The 18,260-nt window shown below is 70.0% G+C and carries 18 protein-coding genes, 1 tRNA gene and 1 pseudogene; 7 read left to right on the top strand and 13 right to left on the bottom strand.

Going from position 1 to position 18,260, the window contains the following annotated elements; genetic code table 11:
- Nucleotides 1-137: 137 nt before the first annotated feature.
- The 9 genes and pseudogenes from MKL01_RS15095 to MKL01_RS15055 form a co-directional block, all read right to left on the bottom strand.
- A pseudogene (locus tag MKL01_RS15095) lies at nt 138-1,259 on the bottom strand (DUF3987 domain-containing protein).
- Nucleotides 1,256-1,549: a hypothetical protein gene (locus MKL01_RS15090; protein WP_243906022.1), complete on the bottom strand. Its 294-nt coding sequence runs from the start codon at nt 1,547-1,549 to the stop codon at nt 1,256-1,258. Before MKL01_RS15090 ends, MKL01_RS15095 begins: the two are co-directional and overlap by 4 nt.
- A gap of 204 nt (nt 1,550-1,753) precedes the next feature.
- A complete protein-coding gene (locus MKL01_RS15085; RefSeq protein ID WP_243906021.1) occupies nt 1,754-1,978 on the bottom strand; it encodes a helix-turn-helix transcriptional regulator in 225 nt (74 codons plus the stop codon).
- Nucleotides 1,979-2,069: 91 nt separating this feature from the next.
- The gene (locus MKL01_RS15080; RefSeq protein ID WP_243906020.1) at nt 2,070-2,648 is read right to left on the bottom strand and encodes a hypothetical protein; all 579 of its coding nucleotides are present in this window, start codon (nt 2,646-2,648) and stop codon (nt 2,070-2,072) included.
- 12 nt (nt 2,649-2,660) lie between these two features.
- Nucleotides 2,661-3,869 carry a tyrosine-type recombinase/integrase gene (locus MKL01_RS15075; protein WP_243906019.1) on the bottom strand — a complete coding sequence of 403 codons (1,209 nt, stop codon included), beginning with the start codon at nt 3,867-3,869 and terminating at the stop codon, nt 2,661-2,663.
- Between the two features lie 127 nt (nt 3,870-3,996).
- Nucleotides 3,997-4,086, bottom strand: a tRNA-Ser gene (locus MKL01_RS15070).
- 141 nt (nt 4,087-4,227) lie between these two features.
- Entirely contained in the window at nt 4,228-6,486 is a 2,259-nt protein-coding gene (gene glgX, locus MKL01_RS15065) for a glycogen debranching protein GlgX (protein WP_243906018.1), read from the bottom strand.
- 651 nt (nt 6,487-7,137) lie between these two features.
- Nucleotides 7,138-7,848, bottom strand: a complete 711-nt coding sequence (locus MKL01_RS15060) for an NUDIX hydrolase (RefSeq protein WP_243906017.1) — start codon at nt 7,846-7,848, stop codon at nt 7,138-7,140.
- Nucleotides 7,841-8,725, bottom strand: a complete 885-nt coding sequence (locus MKL01_RS15055) for a PhzF family phenazine biosynthesis protein (protein ID WP_243906016.1) — start codon at nt 8,723-8,725, stop codon at nt 7,841-7,843. Before MKL01_RS15055 ends, MKL01_RS15060 begins: the two co-directional genes overlap by 8 nt.
- 144 nt (nt 8,726-8,869) lie before the next feature.
- Between MKL01_RS15055 and MKL01_RS15050 the strand changes: the two genes are divergently transcribed.
- Nucleotides 8,870-9,352: an OsmC family protein gene (locus tag MKL01_RS15050; RefSeq protein WP_243906015.1), complete on the top strand. Its 483-nt coding sequence runs from the start codon at nt 8,870-8,872 to the stop codon at nt 9,350-9,352.
- Nucleotides 9,353-9,373: 21 nt separating this feature from the next.
- Here the strand turns inward: MKL01_RS15050 and pdxY are convergent, their stop codons facing one another.
- Entirely contained in the window at nt 9,374-10,222 is an 849-nt protein-coding gene (pdxY, locus tag MKL01_RS15045; RefSeq protein WP_243906014.1) for a pyridoxal kinase PdxY, read from the bottom strand.
- A 312-nt stretch (nt 10,223-10,534) separates the two neighbouring features.
- Between pdxY and MKL01_RS15040 the strand changes: the two genes are divergently transcribed.
- The 5 genes from MKL01_RS15040 to MKL01_RS15020 all read left to right on the top strand — a co-directional run bounded on the left by MKL01_RS15040 (nt 10,535) and on the right by MKL01_RS15020 (nt 15,949).
- Nucleotides 10,535-11,968: a TadE/TadG family type IV pilus assembly protein gene (locus MKL01_RS15040; RefSeq protein WP_243906013.1), complete on the top strand. Its 1,434-nt coding sequence runs from the start codon at nt 10,535-10,537 to the stop codon at nt 11,966-11,968.
- 150 nt (nt 11,969-12,118) lie between these two features.
- Nucleotides 12,119-12,640, top strand: a complete 522-nt coding sequence (locus tag MKL01_RS15035; protein WP_243906012.1) for a DedA family protein — start codon at nt 12,119-12,121, stop codon at nt 12,638-12,640.
- A 70-nt stretch (nt 12,641-12,710) separates the two neighbouring features.
- Nucleotides 12,711-13,487 (top strand): cobalamin-binding protein, encoded by a 777-nt coding sequence (locus MKL01_RS15030; protein WP_243906029.1) that lies wholly within the window; start codon nt 12,711-12,713, stop codon nt 13,485-13,487.
- Nucleotides 13,488-13,578: 91 nt separating this feature from the next.
- On the top strand, nt 13,579-14,091 hold the full coding sequence (locus MKL01_RS15025; RefSeq protein WP_243906011.1) for an MmcB family DNA repair protein: 513 nt from the start codon (nt 13,579-13,581) through the stop codon (nt 14,089-14,091).
- A 253-nt stretch (nt 14,092-14,344) separates the two neighbouring features.
- Nucleotides 14,345-15,949, top strand: a complete 1,605-nt coding sequence (locus tag MKL01_RS15020; protein ID WP_243906010.1) for a Na+/H+ antiporter — start codon at nt 14,345-14,347, stop codon at nt 15,947-15,949.
- Nucleotides 15,950-15,964: 15 nt separating this feature from the next.
- Here MKL01_RS15020 and MKL01_RS15015 read toward each other — a convergent pair whose 3' ends face one another.
- A complete protein-coding gene (locus MKL01_RS15015; RefSeq protein WP_243906009.1) occupies nt 15,965-16,243 on the bottom strand; it encodes a hypothetical protein in 279 nt (92 codons plus the stop codon).
- Nucleotides 16,244-16,393: 150 nt separating this feature from the next.
- The gene (locus MKL01_RS15010) at nt 16,394-16,852 is read right to left on the bottom strand and encodes a GNAT family N-acetyltransferase (protein WP_243906008.1); all 459 of its coding nucleotides are present in this window, start codon (nt 16,850-16,852) and stop codon (nt 16,394-16,396) included.
- 179 nt (nt 16,853-17,031) lie between these two features.
- On the opposite strand from MKL01_RS15010, the gene MKL01_RS15005 reads away from it, so the two are divergent.
- Nucleotides 17,032-17,940 carry a glycine--tRNA ligase subunit alpha gene (locus MKL01_RS15005; RefSeq protein ID WP_243906007.1) on the top strand — a complete coding sequence of 303 codons (909 nt, stop codon included), beginning with the start codon at nt 17,032-17,034 and terminating at the stop codon, nt 17,938-17,940.
- Nucleotides 17,941-17,949: 9 nt separating this feature from the next.
- Here the strand turns inward: MKL01_RS15005 and MKL01_RS15000 are convergent, their stop codons facing one another.
- Nucleotides 17,950-18,177, bottom strand: a complete 228-nt coding sequence (locus MKL01_RS15000) for a DUF6883 domain-containing protein (RefSeq protein ID WP_409566259.1) — start codon at nt 18,175-18,177, stop codon at nt 17,950-17,952.
- Between the last annotated feature and the right edge of the window lie 83 nt (nt 18,178-18,260).

Below are 18,260 nucleotides of genomic sequence, written 5' to 3'. Positions count from 1 at the left end.
ACGCCGTGCAGCTGGAAGATGTGCTTGGACGTATCCATACCGATGCGGCTAATCTGATCCACGGACGGCCTCCTCGCATGAGATCTACAACGACCTCAGCTTGGCACAGCGATGCCGTTCGGGGGCCGTCCACCCCATCAGCGCTCCACGATGTCCCGGGCAAAAGCCTCCAGGCGGTCCTCCGCCTCGCGGGCGAGCGGCACCAGAACCGGTTCCGGGTGCCCGAACTCATCGTGGATCTGCAACAGGTCGGTGAGCCTGGCGAAGGCGCGCTGCATCGGCCCGTCATCCTGAGCGCCGCGCGCCAGGTTGAACTCGGGCTTGGTTTCCGGCCATGCCCAGAGCAGCCGTGAGGCCAGCCCGTCGTCCGGTCCGTTCAGGATCATCTCCAGCTTGTCGGGCTGGACGCCACCGAGAACGCCGATGCTCAGATGCCGGATGCGCAGCGGCTCCGGGTTCTTCATCCGGTCCACGACGTAGGCCCGGCCGCCGTACATCTCGATCGCGAACGCACGGTCGGATCCACCGCCACCGTACTTGTCGAAGGCGCCGAGCCAGCCGGCCAGTTCGTCCCGGACCAGCAGGAGTCCGCGCGGTAGGCCTGCCGCAAGCGCGCCGAGCGCCTCCACGGTCGCGTCTGCGACGCGGATCCGAGGCCGGACCGGCGCGGGCGGCTCCCGTGCGTCGTCTGGCATGGCGGGCGCCGGCTCGCCGTTCTTCACGGCGGTTTTGACCTCGACCTTCCACGCCTCGACCCGGGCCTCGCAGGCCTACTTGGCGGTGGCGTGCTCCTGCTGAACCTGCTCGAAGCCGTCAGCCATCCGATCCTCGGCGAACCGCACGAGGTTGAAGGCCGCGTCCATGCTCGGCGACTTGGACGAGGACGGCGGGCCGACCTCGGCGCACCACAAGACCGGCGGCGCCGACCACGCGGTGCCGGCCTGCGGCCAACGCACGTTGGCGATGCTGGCGCCGACGCTGGCGAGCAGGGCGACCGCCACGTAGTCGACCGGCGCGGACGCGCCCTTGGCCTTGCGCTCGCACCACCCGGCCCACGGGCCGAGCAGATGCAGCGGGAACGGCGGCGGGGCGCGGCGGCCGGTGCCGAGCAGGCTCAGGTCAGGCTCCGGCCAGGAACCAGACCCCCCTGTGCCGATAGTGCCGTTGGCGCCGTTAGGTTTGCCGCGATCACCGTGACGGTGGTCGTCGGCGGCGGATCCAAGGCGCGCGACCTCGGCAGCGAAATGCTGCGCTTTCACAGGCGCGCCTCCGAATTAGGGTTAGGTCGGGAAGCGGATGCCGGCTCGCGGCGCTGGTGCTCACGCTCAGTCTGCTCGGTCAGGTCGCCGAGCAGGTTCAAGGCAGCCCTGAATTCGGCAGCGCAGCACTTCAACGTGTAGCGAAGCCCGGCATCGTCGCGCAGGGCAGCGTAATCGGTGGCCATGTTGGCGCGCATGCTGACGAGGGCCATCAGCTCGGCGATATGGGCGCGGAGCTTGTCCGGATCGCCGAAAGCGAAGTCGTCGGGATTGAGGGGGGAGGCGCTCATGCGCGCCTCCAGTTCTCAGGCAGCTCGTAGGCGTGGGCCGCGATGACTGCGGCGACGGCCGGGCTGCACTTCCGGCGCGCGCTGATCCGGCGTGCTTGAAGGTCGACGTGGTGTGGGTTATCTCAGAGATCGTCAGCGGCCAAGCAGACATTTCCCAGAGCCCTCGGCGTACCAGCGCCGGGGGTTCTGACGTTGTAGGCCAACCTATGCGGCCTCCTGTTCAAGAGAGCGGAGGAAGCCGCGCAAGCTGTCATCGGGGACAAAGGTCGCGGCGCCGATCTTGACGGTCCGCAGCTTGCCCCGGGCGACCAACTTGTAAAATGTGTCGTGGCCGATGCTGAGGGCGTCCTGCACGTCCTTGCGACGATGCAAAAGCTTTTTCATTGACGGACGCAGGTCTCCCTGCGCCGCCTGAACACTGTAGTTCATGGCTGCACCTGATGTTATGTCCGCACCGATCCGTGCGGAAGCAAGGCGATAATTGTCCGCCGCGTGCTAGACCATCAAATAATGAATAGTGTCACGCCGAGGTCTGACCCTTTTTCTCTACAATGATGGCTTTAATTTCTCGCCGAATAGTCGGCCAACCAAAGCCTTCGGCACCTGCGTTTACGCCAGCTCGTGCCCGGACACCGGCTTCCAATCGCTGGGCAAATTTATCACTATTCTTGAGAGCGAGACCCTTGGCGCGCGCTTCATTTTCAATGAATTCACGAAGCTGCCTGTTCTTAGCTGTGGCTTTCTCGGCCTTCGCTCTATTGGCGTTGTCCGATGCAATAAGACCTACATAGCGGCCAGTGTCATAACTTCCAATTTGGAATACGTTATCTATTATCCTGGCAAGTCTAAAACGGAAAACATCTTTGATTACCTGAGACGTAGGGGCCGACGAGATCAGATTGCTAAATCCATCAAAGATGACATCTAGATCTCGAAATAGAGCGTCAAGTTCTGGCTTTTCAATTTGGCTCAGCTTTTCTGAACTTGAAAGTTCCAAGCGAAGCCATTTTAATCTATCAAAATTGGCGGCCTCTGCTTCATTTTCATTTGCAAAGCCATTAACTGCGAGCAATCCGAGATCGTACAAGGACGCGGCCATCTCGGTTTTACCTCACCGAACCTGAAGAGTTGAGCTGCAGTGACCGGCCCACGCTCGCATCAGCTCGCGTCGCTTCTCAAACAGGTCGCCCCGCCGGTACGCCCGTTCCACCTTGGACTCGACGGTATGGGCGAGCGCCATCTCCACCACTTCGGACGGGAAGTGCGTGGTCTCAGAGGCCCAGTCCCGGAACGAGCTGCGGAAGCCGTGAACCGTCAGGTCGGCGCGCTCCATCCGCCGGAGGAGCACCAGCATGGCCATGTTGGAGAGCGGCTTCCCGCGCCGGCCGCCGGGGAACACGAAGGTGTCGTCCAGCCCCTGCATCTCGCCCAGGAGGGCCAAGGCTGGCGGCGACAGCGGCACCCGATGTTCGGCGCCGGCCTTCATCCGCTCGGCCGGCACTGTCCAGATCCCAGCATCCAAGTCGATCTCCGACCACCGAGCACCTAGCGCCTCGCCCGTGCGAGCGGCAGTGAGGATGGTGAAGGCCATCAGCTTCGCGGCGACGCCGGGCTGCGCGGCTACCGCCTTCATAAAGGTCGGCACCTCCTTGAACGGCAGCACGGCATGGTGCTCGACCTTCCGGACCTTGGATCGCTTCGGCAACAGGTTCTGCAGGTGCCCCTTCCAACGGGCCGGGTTCTCGCCGCGCCGATAGCCGCGCGTCGCGGCCCAATCCAGCACCGACTCGATGCGTCCCCTCACCCGCGTCGCCGTCTCGGGTTTCGTGATCCAGATCGGCTCCAGCGCCTGCGTCACCAGATTAGTGTCGATCGCTTGCACCGGCAGGTTGCCGAACACTGGGTAGGCGTAGGTCGCCAGCGTCGCGGTCCACTGCGCGGCGTGCTTGTCGTTGCGCCATCCGGCCTTGTGGGCCTCGATGTAGCCCTCGGCGCAGGTGCGGAAGGTAATCGCCTTCGCGGCCTCTACGGCGGCGTCCTGGCGCTGTCCGCGCCGCATCTCGATCGGGTCGATGCCCTCGTAGCAGAGCTTCCGGCAGGTCAGAGCCTTGTCGCGCGCCTCGGCCAGCGAGAACGTGCTGACCGGCCCCAGTCCCATCTCCCGGGACTTGCCCTTCAAGGTATACCGGAAGACCCAGCTCTTCCCGCCCTTGCCGGACACCTGCAGCCAGAGGCCGCCGCCGTCCCCGTACATGCCGGGGGCCTTCAGCTTGGTGACTCCGAGGGCGGTGAGCTTACCCAGCATGGCATTTGCACCCATGACGCTATCCACATCATAAGCGCGGATTTGGGCGAATGCCAGCGGACCGCCGCGGAAGCCTGGTATCTGATTATCTAGCGATTTGAGGGTTTTAGCGGACCGCTGCGGACTGCTGCGGATAGGTAACTGGCGGAGGGAGCGGGATTCGAACCCGCGATACGGTTTCCCGTATACACACTTTCCAGGCGTGCGCCTTCAACCACTCGGCCACCCCTCCGGCCGCGGAGCGGGCACCCGGGCGCGCCAGCGGGCGCCGGGCGCAGCCAGGGCCGCGCGGTCCGGTGCTGTTAGCCGGGTGCGCCGCCGCGCGCAAGGCGGCGAGGGCCGGGCGGTGCGAAAACCGCCCGGCCCGCCGCCCTCACGCCTCGTCCCGGAGGTGGAAGCGGACGTGCTCGACGTTCGCCCGCTCGAAGGCCTGCATCACGTGCTGGTACGAGCGCTCCATGGCGTCGTCGCCGACGCCGGGGCTGTCCTCGGGCTTGAGCACGAACATCAGCAGCGAGCGCCCGGTCACCGCGTAGCCGGTGCCGAACCCGAAGCTCTCCACGTCCTGGCTGTCGGGCAGGTTCGTGTCGAGGAGGCGGGTCCAGGCCACGCCGCCCACGGTCTCGGGCAGCGTGAACGTGACCAGGTCGTGGTGCGCGTTGAACATGATCAGCAGGGTCGCGTCGCCGCCGCGGCGGTGCAGGCCCGTGGCCTGGGCGCGCCCGTCGAGCTGGACCGCGAAGGCGCGGGCGCCCCCGTCGGTCCAGTTCTCGGGCGTCATCTCGCTCCCGTCCGGGCGCAGCCACGCCACGTCCTTGACGCCGAACTCCTCGTCGTACCGGCCGGTGAGGAACCGCCCGCGGCTCAGGATCGGCAGGGCGTTGCGCAGGATGATCAGGCGCTGGGTGAACTCGGCGAGGTCCCGCTCCTCGTCGCCGATCGCCTCCCAGTCGAGCCAGGAGACCGCGTTGTCCTGGCAGTAGGCGTTGTTGTTGCCGTTCTGGGTCCGGGCGAACTCGTCGCCCGCGAGCAGCATCGGGGTGCCGCGCGAGAGGAACAGCGTCGCCAGCATGTTGCGCATCTGGCGCAGGCGCACCGCCCGGATCTCCGGGTCGTCGGTGGGCCCCTCCACCCCGTAATTGTACGAGAGGTTGTGCGAGTGGCCGTCGCGGTTGCCCTCGCCGTTCGCCGCGTTGTGCTTGTCGTTGTACGAGACCGTGTCGTGCAGGGTGAAGCCGTCATGGGCGGTGAGGAAGTTCACCGAGGCCCAGGGCTTGCGCCCGCGCTTGTTGAACTTGTCGGCCGAGCCGGCGATGCGCGCCGCCAGATCCGGCAGCAGGCCGCCGTCGCCCTTCCAGTAGGCGCGCACGTCGTCGCGGAACCGGTCGTTCCACTCGGCCCAGCCGGGCGGGAAGCCGCCGACCTGATAGCCGCCCGGGCCGCAATCCCACGGCTCGGCGATCAGCTTGACGGCGTTGAGCACCGGATCCTGCCGGCAGGTGTCGAGGAAGCCGCCGCCCTCGTCGAATCCGTAGGGCTCGCGGCCCAGGATCGTGGCGAGGTCGAAGCGGAACCCGTCCACCTGCATCTCCTGCGCCCAGTAGCGCAGGGAATCGGTGACGAGCTGGAGCACCCGCGGATGCGACAGGTTGAAGGTGTTCCCGGTGCCGGTGTCGTTGATGTAGTAGCGCGGCTCGTTGGGCAGGAGCCGGTAGTAGGAGGCGTTGTCGATCCCCTTGAACGACAGGGTCGGGCCCTTCTCGTTGCCCTCGGCGGTGTGGTTGTAGACCACGTCGAGGATCACCTCGAGGCCGGCGCCGTGGAAGCGCGAGACCATCTCCTTGAACTCGGAGAAGGCGAAGTCCGGCACCGCCGCGTAGCGCCGGGCGGGGGTGAAGAACGAGATCGTGTTGTAGCCCCAGTAATTCACCAGCCCCTTCTCCTGCAGGTAGTCGTCCTGCACGAAGGAATGGACCGGCAGCAGCTCCACCGAGGTGACGCCGAGGCTCTTGATGTAGTCGAGCACGTCCCGGGTGCCGAGGCCCGCATAGGTGCCGCGCAGCTTCTCGGGTACCCGCGGGTCGAGCTTGGTCATGCCCTTGACGTGGGCCTCGTAGAAGATCGTCTTCTCCCACGGCACCTGCGGCTTCTGGTGCCGGCCCCAGGTGAAGGCCGGGTCGATCACCCGGGAGCGGCGGTTGAACGGCGCGCTGTCCCGCTCGTCGAAGGTCAGGTCGTCGCCCGTCTCCATCTGGTAGCCGAACAGGGCCGGGTTCCAGGTGATCGAGCCGACGAGCCCCTTGGCGTAGGGGTCGATCAGCAGCTTGTTGGGGTTGAACCGGTGGCCGGCCTTCGGCTCGTAGGGGCCGTGGACCCGGTAGCCGTAGATCGTGCCGGGGCGGGCGTCGGGCAGGTAGCCGTGCCAGATCTCGTCCGTGTACTCGGGCAGCTCGATCCGCTCGATCTCGCGCTCGCCGGCATCGTCAAACAGGCAGAGCTCGACCTTGGTGGCGTGGGCCGAGAACAGGGCGAAGTTGACCCCGAGGCCGTCCCAGGTGGCGCCGAGGGGATAGGGCTGGCCCTCCTCGATGCGCGAGCGGGACTGCGACGAGGGACGTCGGGAATCAGGCATGAACACTCCGGGACTCCACCCGCCCGGCGGGCGCCGCGTCGGGGGATGTACCGGGTGAACGTCCCGGCCACGGCGAAGCTCCCCGGACGGGGGTAAAATTTGCTCAGGATGCGGATGGGGGACGGCCCCGGTCCGGTCGGCCGCCCGTGGCGGCCGCACCCCACCGCTCAGACCAGTTGTCGATGATCCCGTCTCATGGTCGGGCTCATCGGGGTCCGGTGTCAGGCCGTTCGGAACCGGCGCAGCAGGACGTCGCGGACACGCGCCCTGCGGGCGTCGCGCAGCGCGGCCCGGGTCCAGGCGCGGAACGGGGTGTTGACCGGCCCCGTCCGGTCGGAGGGCCGCTCGGTCAGACGGTCAGACGGTCAGACGGTCAGACGGCCAGCGCCTCCGCGCAGAGGAGTCCGGCAGCACCGTCCCGCCCATGCCGGCCTCGGCCATGCCGAGGAGGATGCGCAGATCCGGAGCCGTCGCCGCGATCGGCAATATCGCCGGGGAGCGGATGACCGACCTGCTTGGGCCGGACCGGGCCGTGGCGCTCGCCGGATGCGGTGCGGTCCTGCTCGGGCTGATCTGCTTGGCCCGGTCGCAGGGAAGGTCGGATTCCAAAGGGCGCCAGCCCGTTGGCGGGGGATCGGGGCAGAGCCCCGATCAGGGTCGCGACGAAAACGCCTCCGCCAGATAGGCCCGCACGAAGCCCGGCATCCGGGCGGCGTCGATCGCGTCCGCGCTCCGCACGACGGCCATCCCGGCGAGCTCCGGCTCGGCCTCGCGCCGCAGGTGCTCGGCGACCCGCGCCTCCAGCACTGCGGCCGGCTCCAAGAAGCGCACCGGTCGCAGGAAGGCGAGCTGGCCCTCCCCTTCGAGCAGCACCCAGCCGGTCGCCGCGTCCTCCGGCAGCGCGAGGCCGGTCTCCTCGGCGAGTTCCCGGGCGGCGCTGCCGGCGAGGTCGACCGCCGCGCCGCGCACGTCGTCGAGGTCCGGGGTGCCGCAGGGGAAGTAGAGCTGGCCGGCATTGGCCGTGTGGGCGCCCATCGCGCCGAGCAGGACCGCGCCGTCCGCCGTCCAGGGCACGATCGCCGCGAAGGCGTTGCGCACCCGCGGATCGGCGTGCGGGACGTGCCGATAGTAGGTGAAGCTGGAATAGCGCGTCGCGAACAGGTCGAGGCGGGCGACCCCCTCCCCGACGGCATGGGCGCAGCTCAGGAGAACCGTGCCGTCGAACATGCCGGGGCTGCGGGCGATCCGGGCCCGCCAATGCGCCGCGATGGCGGCTTCGTGCGTCCGGGGGAAGGCCCAGTCGTGCTCCACGAACCGCGCCGTCACGTCGGCGAGGGGCGTGATGCGGAACCCCTCAGACATGCAGGGTGCCGTCCGAGACGATCACGGCGGCGCCGCCGATCTCCACCCCCCGCAGGGCGCCGGACTCGATCGTGAGCTGGAGCGCGATCGTGCTCGGCCGGCCCATGGCTTCGCCCTGGCGGATCGTCACGTCGTGGGCGCCCTCGCCCAGCGGCTCGAACTGCATCAGCACCCCCGCGAAGGCGGCGGCCGCCGAGCCGGTGGCGGGGTCCTCCGGGACGCCCAGATCCGGCGCGAACATCCGCACCCGCCAGCACCGGCCGGTGCCTTCGGGATCGGGGGCGTAGAGGTAGAGCCCGTCCCCCGGCTCCGGCGCCTGGGCCGGCCGGGCGGCGTCGAGTGCCGCCACGGAGGCGACGGGCACGCAGGTGAAGCGCGGGCCGACCCCGTGGCGGCTCGGCGCGTGCCGGCCGCTGCCGATGTCGCCGGGCGTGAGGCCGAGGCGCGGTGCCAGGATCGCGGGCTCGGGGCCCGGCCCGAGATATTCCGGCAGGACCGGCAACCGGAACCGCGCCCGGCCGCCGCTGCCGTCGCCCCACGTCTCGACCACGCAGGGGACGATCCCGATCTCCTCCTCCAGGCCGAAGGCGCGGGCATCGCCCCGGGCCGGATCCCGCAGCGCCAGCAGCACCGCGGTGCCGACCGTGGGATGGCCGGCGAAGGGCAGCTCCCGGCCGGGGGTGAAGATGCGCACGCGCGCCCGCTGCCGGGCGTCGGTCGGCGGCAGGACGAACACCGTCTCCGACAGGTTGAACTCCCGGGCGATGGCCTGCATGGCGGCGGTGTCGAGGCCCTCCGCGTCGAGCACCACGGCGAGCGGATTGCCCGCGAGCCGGTCCTCGGTGAACACGTCGAGGGTGACGAAGCGGCGCGCCATCGGGTCGGACCTTCCTGCTCGCGCGGGGCCGGAGGGCCGCGACTCGGAGGCGAAGCGCGCCCTTGGTACACGGTGCGACGGGCCGTATCGACTCGGTCCCGAGGACCGGGCGGGCCGCCGACCGGTCAGGACGCGGAGGGCTTCATGGCCGAGACGCAGCATCGCTACGCGGTCACGGTGACCTGGACGGGCAATACCGGCAGCGGGACCGGCGGCTATCGCGGCTACGAGCGCGCCCACACCCTGTCGGCGCCGGGCAAGCCGCCGATCGCGGGCTCGTCCGATCCGGCGTTCCGGGGCGATCCCGCGTGCTGGAACCCCGAGGAGCTGCTGGTGGCCTCGCTCGCCGCCTGCCACAAGCTCTGGTATCTCGGCCTGTGCGCGCAGGCCGGCCTCGTGGTCACCGCCTACGAAGACACCGCCGAGGGCCGCATGACCGAGGAGGCGGGCGGCGCCGGCCAGTTCACCGCGGTCACCCTGCGCCCCCGGGTGACCATCACGGCGGAGTCCGACCCCGACGCCGCCCTGGCGCTGCACCGCCGCGCCCATGCGATGTGCTTCATCGCGCGGTCGGTGACGTTTTCCGTGACGCACGAGCCGACCATCGTGCGGGAGGGGGCGGATTGAGGCGGACCGGGCCTCAACCGATCACACCGCCTCGACCGGAAACCGCTCGCTCGGGTTCACGTACTCCTCCTGCGCCGCCACCGTCAGGATCTCCCGAGATCCCGCCGCGGCGGTGCGCTTCAGGAGCCCGTAGACCGAGGACGCCGCAGCGCCCAGCGCCGCCTCGGCCGAGCCGGTGCGGGCGTAGTGGATCAGGAACAGGGCGGCGATGCAGTCGCCCGCGCCGTTCACCGCGATGTCCAGCCGCGGCGTGCGGACCCGGAACACCCGCCCCCCCGCGCCGGCGAGCAGGTCGATCCGGTCGGCCGGCGTGTCGGCGCAGAGCGCCGAGGTGACCAGCACCACCCGGGGGCCGCGGGCCTGGAGCGCCGCGATCGCCGCCGCCGCCTCCGCCAGGGTGCGGCTCGGCAGGTCGGTGAGGAGGCCGAGCTCGAACTGGTTGGGTGTGAGGATGTCGGCCTCCGGCACGGCGCGCGTGCGCAGGAACGCCGCGATGCCGGGGCGCACGTAGACGCCTTCCGCGACGTCGCCGATCACCGGGTCGCAGCAATAGAGCGCCGCCGGGTTCGCCGCCCGCACGGCCTCCACCGCCTCCAGGATCGCGGCACCGATCTCGGCCGAGCCCATGTAGCCCGACAGCACGGCGTCGCAGGTGGGAAGCACCCCGCGCTCGCCGATGCCCTGCACCACCGCGCGGATCGTCTCGGCGTCGAAGACCGGGCCGCGCCACGCGCCGTAGCCCGTGTGGTTGGAGAACTGCACGGTGTGCACCGGCCAGACCTCGACTCCGAGCCGCTGCATCGGGAACACCGCCGCGGCGTTGCCGACATGGCCGTAGGCGACGTGGGACTGGATCGACAGGACGTTCAACGCGGGTGATTCCCGGCTCCGGGGGGGCGCCGAGTCTGTCGGCGATCCGGAACGCGGGCGCAAGCGAGGGGCTGGCGGGCGTCGTGGAGGGGGCGTCGTGGAGGGGCGAACCCGACGCGCTGTCCCCGCCCTTCGACCGAGATCCGGCCCGGCCCTCCGCCCGCGACCGCGATGTCACTGTGAACGGTCCGAATCTTAAGCATAGCGCCACACGGCAAGCAGAGCGGGACGTTCAGGCGGCTCAATTAACCGCCGCGCCACCTCTCCCTGCGAAGACTTCACACGGATTCGGGGGTTCAAGGCTCAGGCGGAATGGTGGACAGCGAGGTTGCCGCACGACGGCGCCTGACGGCGGTCGTGCACAGGGCGGTCGTGCGCAGGGCAACCCTGGGCGGCCGGGCCTTTGCCGGCAATCGGCGTGGCGGCGTCGCCCTGACCTTCGCGCTGGGTTCGACGGTGCTGTTCGGCTTGGTCGGCGGCGGCATCGACTACGCGCATCTCGTCACCCGCCGCTCCCAGTTGCAGAACGCCGTCGACGTGGGCGTGCTCACCGGCGGCAACACCCTCAAGCTCGCCGCGTCCAGCATCGCCTCGATCCAGGGCGTCACCGAGCAGACCATCCGCACCAACGCGCCGCCGTCGCCCGATCAGCCCTTCACGGTGACGGTGGACGTCGCGGCCGACAAGACCAGCGTCTCGGCGCGCATCCAAGAGAGCGTGAAGCTCGCCTTCGGCGGTTTTCTCGGCATCGGCGCCCGCACCGTGTCGGTGCAAGCCAAGGCCAGCGTGGTCGGCAAGATGCGGCTGTGCATGCTCACCCTCGACCCCGCCGCGCCGGGCGCGTTCAACCTGCAGAAGAGCGCTCAGGTCACCGCCAACGGCTGCTCGCTCTACTCGAACTCGACGAACGCCACCGGCATGGTCGGCGGCGACAACGCCATGGCGCGGGCAGATACGATCTGCTCGGCGGGGGGATATCTCGGGGTCCGCGCGAACTTCGCGCCGCCGCCCCAGACCGGATGCCCGGTGATCGCCGATCCGCTGAAGCGCCGTGCCAACCCGCCGGTGGGCGCCTGCTCGAGCCTGCCCTACCCGTTCAACCTGCTGCCGCTCACGAAGACTCAGACGATCGACAAGGACGTGACCCTCGACCCCGGCACCTACTGCTACGGTCTTCAGATCAAGAAGAAGGCCGTCGTGACGATGCGGCCCGGCATCTACGTGTTCAAGGATGGGCCGCTGATCGTCCAGGACAATGCGACGCTCACCGGTGTCAACGTCGGTTTCTACTTCGTGGGCGACAAGGCGGGGCTGCTGTTCGACAAGAAGACCACCGTCAGCCTCACGGCGCCGACCATGGGCGATATGGCGGGCTTGCTGATGGCCGAGCAGACGACGGTTTCCAATCCGGTCGATCCGGCCTCGGGTCTCGTCGACGATCTCACCGGGCTCGTGCTGCCGCCGACCCCGGCACCCCTCGGTCAGACGAAGCCCATGCGGATCTACCGGATCATCAGCAACAACGCCCGCACCATGCTGGGCACGATCTACCTGCCGGCCGGACGCCTCGTGATCGACGCCGACAAGCCGGTGGCGGACCAATCCGCCTACACGGTCGTGGTGGCGCAGCAGGTGAACCTCTACGAGGGACCGAACCTCTACCTCAACGCCAACTACGATGCGACGAGCGTGCCCGTGCCCAAGGGGGTGGGCCCGATCAGCGGCAAGCTGCTGATCACGCAGTAGCGACCGGCCCGGACCGACGGGCTCCCAGCGACCCGGCACCGGGGCGCGGATCCCGGCACTGGGGCGCGGGTTACGCCTCGCACCGCCATCCCTTGCGGTCCGCCCTCCCCTGCCTCAGATGGGGCCGGTCTCCCCCCGCCTCCGAGTTCCATGGACATCGAAGCCCTGCGCACCGCGACCCTCGCCTTCGTCGAGGCGCACAAGGCCTGGACGCCGCTGATCGCGGGCGGCCTCGCCTTCTGCGAATCGATCGCGGTCCTGTCGCTGTTCGTGCCGGCCACCGTGATCCTGCTCGGCGTCGGCGCCCTGGTGGGCGGGGCCGACATCCCGTTCTGGCCGGTGGTCCTCGGCGCCGCGCTCGGTGCCGCCCTGGGGGACTGGCTCTCCTACGAGGCCGGGCGCTGGCTCGGGCCCGGGGCCAAGACCCAATGGCCGCTGCGGCGCTATCCCGACCTCACCGCGAAGGCCGAGGCCTTCATCGGGCGCTGGGGCATCGCCGCGGTGGCGCTGGGGCGGTTCTTCGGCCCGGCCCGGGCCCTGGTGCCGCTGCTCGCCGGCATCCTCGGCCTGTCGCGGCTGCCGTTCCAGGCCGCCAACCTCGCCTCCGCGCTGGTCTGGGCCTTCGTGCTCCTCGCCCCCGGTGCCGGCCTGCTCGCGTGGCTCGACCGATGAACCCGGCTCGACCGATGAACTCGGCTCGATCGATGAACTCGGCTCGATCGATGACTTGGCGCGCCCGCTGATGCGCCGGTTCCCGCCCGAGCGGATCGTCTGCCTCACCGAGGAGACCGTCGAGACCCTGTACCTGCTCGGCGCCGAGGACCGGATCGTCGGCGTCTCGGGCTATGCGGTGCGTCCGCCCCGGGTCCGGCGGGAGAAGCCCCGCGTCTCCGCCTTCACCAGCGCCGACATCCCGAAGATCCTGGCCCTGGCGCCGGACCTCGTCCTGGCCTTCTCGGACCTCCAGGCCGACATCGCCGCCGACCTTGCCCGGGCGGGCGTGGCGGTGCACCTGTTCAACCAGCGCGACGTCGCGGGCTGCCTCGCCATGGTGCGGACGCTGGGTGCCCTCGTCGGCCTGCCGGAGCGGGCCGAGACCCTGGCGGCGGGCTTCGAGGCGCGGCTCGCCGCGGCGGCCGAGGCCGTGCGCGACCGCCCGCCCCTGCGGGTCTACTTCGAGGAATGGGATGCGCCGATGATCTCCGGCATCGGCTGGGTCTCGGACCTGATCGCCCTCGCGGGCGGCTGCGACGTGTTTCCGGATTTGAGCCGCCAGCCCGCCGCGAAGGACCGGATCGTGTCGCCCGAGCAGGTGATCGCGGCGGCGCCCCAGGTGATCCTCGCCTCCTGGTGCGGCAAGCGGGTCAACATCGCGCGCATCCGCGACCGGCCCGGCTGGGCGGCGATCCCGGCGGTGCGCGACGGCCGCATCCACGAGATCAAGGCGCCGCTGATCCTGCAGCCCGGCCCGGCCGCCCTCACCGACGGATTCGCGGCGATCCGGGCGTGCCTCGGATGACGGAGCCGGGGTGATCCCGCGCCGCAGGTGACGGGCGGCGCGCGACTTGGCAGGATGTCCCGATTCGGCACAGACGCATGCCCCGAGAGTGATGTCCGCTTCCGTGAGCCTTTCCGATACCGCGCCCCCGGTCGCCGAGGCGCTCCTGCCGCCCGACCGGCGCCAGTCGCCCACGGCCCTGCGGATCCAGCGCGGCGTGCGCCGGCTATTCTCCGAGATGGGCTGCGTCACCCTGCCGGAATTCTCCCTGGTGAACGGCCGCCGGGCCGACGTGATCGCGCTGTGCGGGGCGGGCAAGCTGACCATCGTGGAGATCAAGTCGAGCGTGGCGGACTTCCGTGCCGACCGGAAATGGCCGGACTACCGCGATTTCTGCGACCGCTTCTTCTTCGCGATCCCCGAGGACGTGCCGGACGCGCTGATCCCGGAGGAATGCGGCCTGATCGTCGCCGACGCCTACGGGGCGGGGATCCTGCGGGACCCCCCCGAGCACCCGCTGAGCGGCGCCCGCCGCAAGGCCGTGACATTGCGCTTCGCCCACAGCGCGGCGCGGATCCTCCACGCCCTGGCCGATCCGGGGGCGGTGCGGGAAGGGGCGCTTTGAGACAGGCTGACGGGCCGCTCGCGCCGCGGGCTCCCCGTGGTGGCTGCGTTTGACCGGTTCATGAACCGGCAGGACGGTCTCCCGCCTGTTGCGGAAGATCGGCCGCAGGACCGATCCGTCTTCCAAGACGGCGTATGCCTCAGTTCCACGATCGCCCGTCGCTTTCGGCCGGCCTAGCGAAAGCGTTCGGCGGCCCGGCGAAACCGGCTTAGAAAGGCCGAGCTTACCGAAGCCTCAGCGCCGAAATTGATCGATGACGCCCGTCGCCCTGTTCGAGTTGATCCTCGCGCTCCTCGGGGCGGCTCTGCTGCTGTCCCTGGTGGCCGGGCGGCTCGGATTCCCGCCGGCCGCCGCCCTGGTGCTGGGCGGCATGGTGCTGGCTGTGGCGCCGGGCCTGCCGGCCTTCGATCTCGATCCGGACCTGATCATGGTCCTGTTCCTGCCGCCGCTCCTGCTCGAATCGGCCTACTTCACCGTCTGGCGCGACTTCCGGGCAAGCCTCGGCCCGATCCTGTCCCTGTCGCTGGGCGCGGTCCTGTTCACCACCCTGGCGGTCGGGCTCATCGCCCACGCGGCGGCGCCGGTCCTGCCCTGGGCGGCCTGCTTCGCGCTGGGCGCCATCGTGTCGCCCCCCGACGCGGTCGCCGCCAAGGCGGTGCTGGCCCGGGTCGCCCTGCCCCGCCGGATGGTCACGGTCCTGGAGGGCGAGAGCCTCGTCAACGACGCCTCGGGCCTCGTGCTCTACCGCTTCGCCGTGGCGGCGGCGCTGACCGGCAGCTTCAGCGCCTGGGCGGCGGCGGGCAGCTTCGCCTGGCTGGCGGCGGCGGGGGTCGCGGTCGGGCTGGTCTCCGGCCTGGCGGTGAACGCGCTGGTCCGGCGCCTGCACGACGCCAACGCCGTCACGGTGCTGAGTTTCCTGGCCGCTTACGCCGCCTATCTCGCCGCCGAGGAGGTCCACGCCTCCGGGGTGCTCGCCGTCGTGGCCTGCGGGCTGATGCTGGGCGGGCGGGAGCACGAGACCTTCGATGCCCATGTCCGGCGCCACGCCGTGGCGGTGTGGGAATTCGTGGTGTTCGTGCTGGAGGCCCTGGTCTTCGTGCTGATCGGGCTGGCGCTGCGCGGCGTGCTGGCGCGGACCGGGGGCGAGTTCGGGACGCTCGCTGCGGAGCTGCCCCTGGCGCTCGCCGTCACGGCGGCCTGCGTGGTCGCCCGCCTGATCTGGGTGTTCCCCGCCGTGTATCTCCGGCCGATCCTGTCGGCGCGGGGGCGGTCGCAGGAGCCGCCCCCCACCCCCGCGGTGCCGCTGATCGTCGGCTGGGCCGGCATGCGCGGGGTCGTGACCCTGGCGGCCGCCCTGGCGCTGCCGGTGGAATTCCCCGGCCGCGACGCGATCCTGGTCGCGGCCTTCGCGGTGATCCTGTTCACCGTGCTGGTGCAGGGCACCACGCTGGGGCCGCTGATCCGCCGGCTCCGCCTCGACCCCGGGGCGCGCCTGCCGGACGGCCATCTCGACGCGCCGATGGCCCGCGTGGTCGTCAACGAGGCGGGGCTCGCCAGCCTGGAAGGGTTGGTGTCTCCCGAGACCGGGGCCCTGCAGCATCCCCGACTCGTGGAGGAATACCGCCGCCGGGTCCGGGCTACGTCCCGGGACCGCGACGAGCGCGCGGCGCTCGAAGCCGAGAAGACCGAGCACTTCGCCGCGGCGCTGCTCGCCGTGCGGTCCGGCCGGTCGGCGCTGATCGCCCTGCACCGGGAGAACCGGATCCACAGCTCGGTGCTGCGCCAGCTGGAGACGGAGATCGACCTGGAGGAACTCCACCTCAAGCGGCTGGCCGGCACGGCGCCGGCCCAGGGCTGAGCCGGATCGCCGGCCTCAGTGCGCCGCGCAGCCGTCCGCCGGCTGGCCGTATCCGCTGTAGACCACCCGGACCTTGCGCAGGCAGGTGGCCTCGGCCTTCGGTGCCGCCGCCACCGGGGCGACGTCCACCGGCTCGACCCGCAGGGTCGCGGCCACGGGTTGATCCTCCGAGGTGGCCAGGGCGCGGCTCGCGCTCATCACCAGCGGCGTGGCGGCCAGCGACGAGACCGCGATGGCGACGAGGACGGCGATGTTCTTGCGGCCGAAGGTGTCGAGGGTGCGAGCGTTGCGCATGATGGGTCGTCCGACGTATTCTGTTCGGCAGCGCTGAGGTGCCGAGATCCCCTGTTGCGGCGATAACTTGGCCGCTGGCTTGGCGGTTCCGGCTTATTGCTCAGAAACCGCCGCGCTTGGGTGTCCCGCCGCACCCCGGGGCGCCGATCTTCAGAAGATCTTGCGGTACTGCACGAAGCCCGACCGCTCGGCGATCCGGTCGTAGAGCTGCATCGCGTCGGTGTTGGTTTCGTGCGTCAGCCAGTGGACGCGGGAGCAGCCCGCCGCCTCCGCGGCCGCGTAGACATGCGCGATCAGCCGCCGGCCGATCCCCAGGCCCCGGGTTCCCTCCGCCACGAACAGGTCCTGAAGGTAGCAGTAATCGCCCACCGTCCAGGCCGAGCGGTGGCGGATGTGGTGGACGAGCCCCAGAGCCTCGGCGCCCCGCCAGGCCAGGGCGCCGTCGACCGGCTCGGCCGGATCGTTGAGGCGCTGCCACGTCGTGTCGGTGACCGCAGCGGACAGGTCGACTCTGTAGAAGGCCTGATAGCCGCGCCAGAGCGGCAGCCACGCCGCCCGGTCCCCGGGGTCGATCGGGCGAATCGCGATGCCGGTCGTGCCGCTGTCCATGGGTCCCTCCGGGCGTCGTCCCGCGCGATCGGACCACCATCCGCCCCGGATGCGCAACTCCGCCGCCTCGCCGTATCCCCCCTCGCCGTGTCCCCTTCGCCTTGCACCCCCGGCCCCCCGCACCTAAACCGGCCCGCCGGCGGCCCGACCCGCCGCGCGAGCCCGAGCCTTCGAGTCCCATGTCCCAGAAAAAATCGTTCCAGGGTCTGATCCTGACGCTGCAGCAGTTCTGGGCGGCGCAGGGCTGCGTGATCCTCCAGCCCTACGACATGGAGGTCGGCGCCGGCACGTTCCATCCGGCCACGACCCTGCGGGCGCTCGGGCCCAAGCCCTGGAAGGCCGCCTACGTCCAGCCCTCGCGCCGGCCCAAGGACGGCCGCTACGGCGAGAACCCCAACCGGCTCCAGCACTATTACCAGTTCCAGGTGATCCTGAAGCCGAACCCGCCGAACCTCCAGGAACTCTACCTCGCCTCGCTCGCCGCCATCGGCGTCGACCTGAAGCTCCACGACATCCGCTTCGTCGAGGACGATTGGGAGAGCCCGACGCTCGGTGCCTGGGGCCTCGGCTGGGAATGCTGGTGCGACGGGATGGAGGTCTCCCAGTTCACCTACTTCCAGCAGGTGGCGGGCTTCGAATGCGCGCCGGTGGCGGGCGAACTGACCTACGGGCTGGAGCGGCTCGCCATGTACGTCCAGGGGGTCGAGAACGTCTACGATCTGGACTTCAACGGCGCCGAGGGCCCGGACCGGGTCACCTACGGCGACGTCTTCCTCCAGGCCGAGCAGGAATATTCCCGCCACAACTTCGAGGCGGCCGACACCGCGATGCTGTTCCGCCAGTTCACCGACGCGGAGGCCGCCTGCCGGACCTACCTCGACGCGGGCGCGCCGGCCTCGGACGACGCACGCCACCGCATGGCGCAGCCGGCCTACGACCAGTGCATCAAGGCGAGCCACGTCTTCAACCTGCTCGACGCCCGCGGGGTGATCTCGGTGACGGAGCGCCAGAGCTACATCCTGCGGGTGCGGGATTTGGCGAAGGCCTGCGGGGCGGCGTGGCTCAGGACGGCGGCCGGGGGGGCGTAACGGAGTGGCCTACAGCGGATAGGCCGTGCAGAAGAAGCGGCGCGGGTCGTCCGGCTTCGATTGCCACACGGAACGGAACAGGGGATTGCTGCCGTCGGGGCTCGCGAGAGGGCCCTCGTAGACGTATTTGCGTCCGTAGACGTCGTCGACCTCGCGCACGAGCTGGCGTGGGCGCGCAGGGTGGAAAAGGGCCGAGACGAGCAGAGCGCCACCGGATTGCTTGAAGCCGCAGGCCAGCAGGACGCGGGCCTAGGGGCGGCCTTTCCGAAGATCGAGATTGAGCAAGTAGCCGTGGATCTTGGACTGGGCGATCGTGAGAT

Origin of the sequence: Methylobacterium sp. J-070, assembly GCF_022829385.1 — a bacterium.
GTDB lineage: Bacteria > Pseudomonadota > Alphaproteobacteria > Rhizobiales > Beijerinckiaceae > Methylobacterium.
Note: the sequence above shows the minus strand (reverse complement) of the source record. Positions and strands in the feature narration are given on the sequence as shown.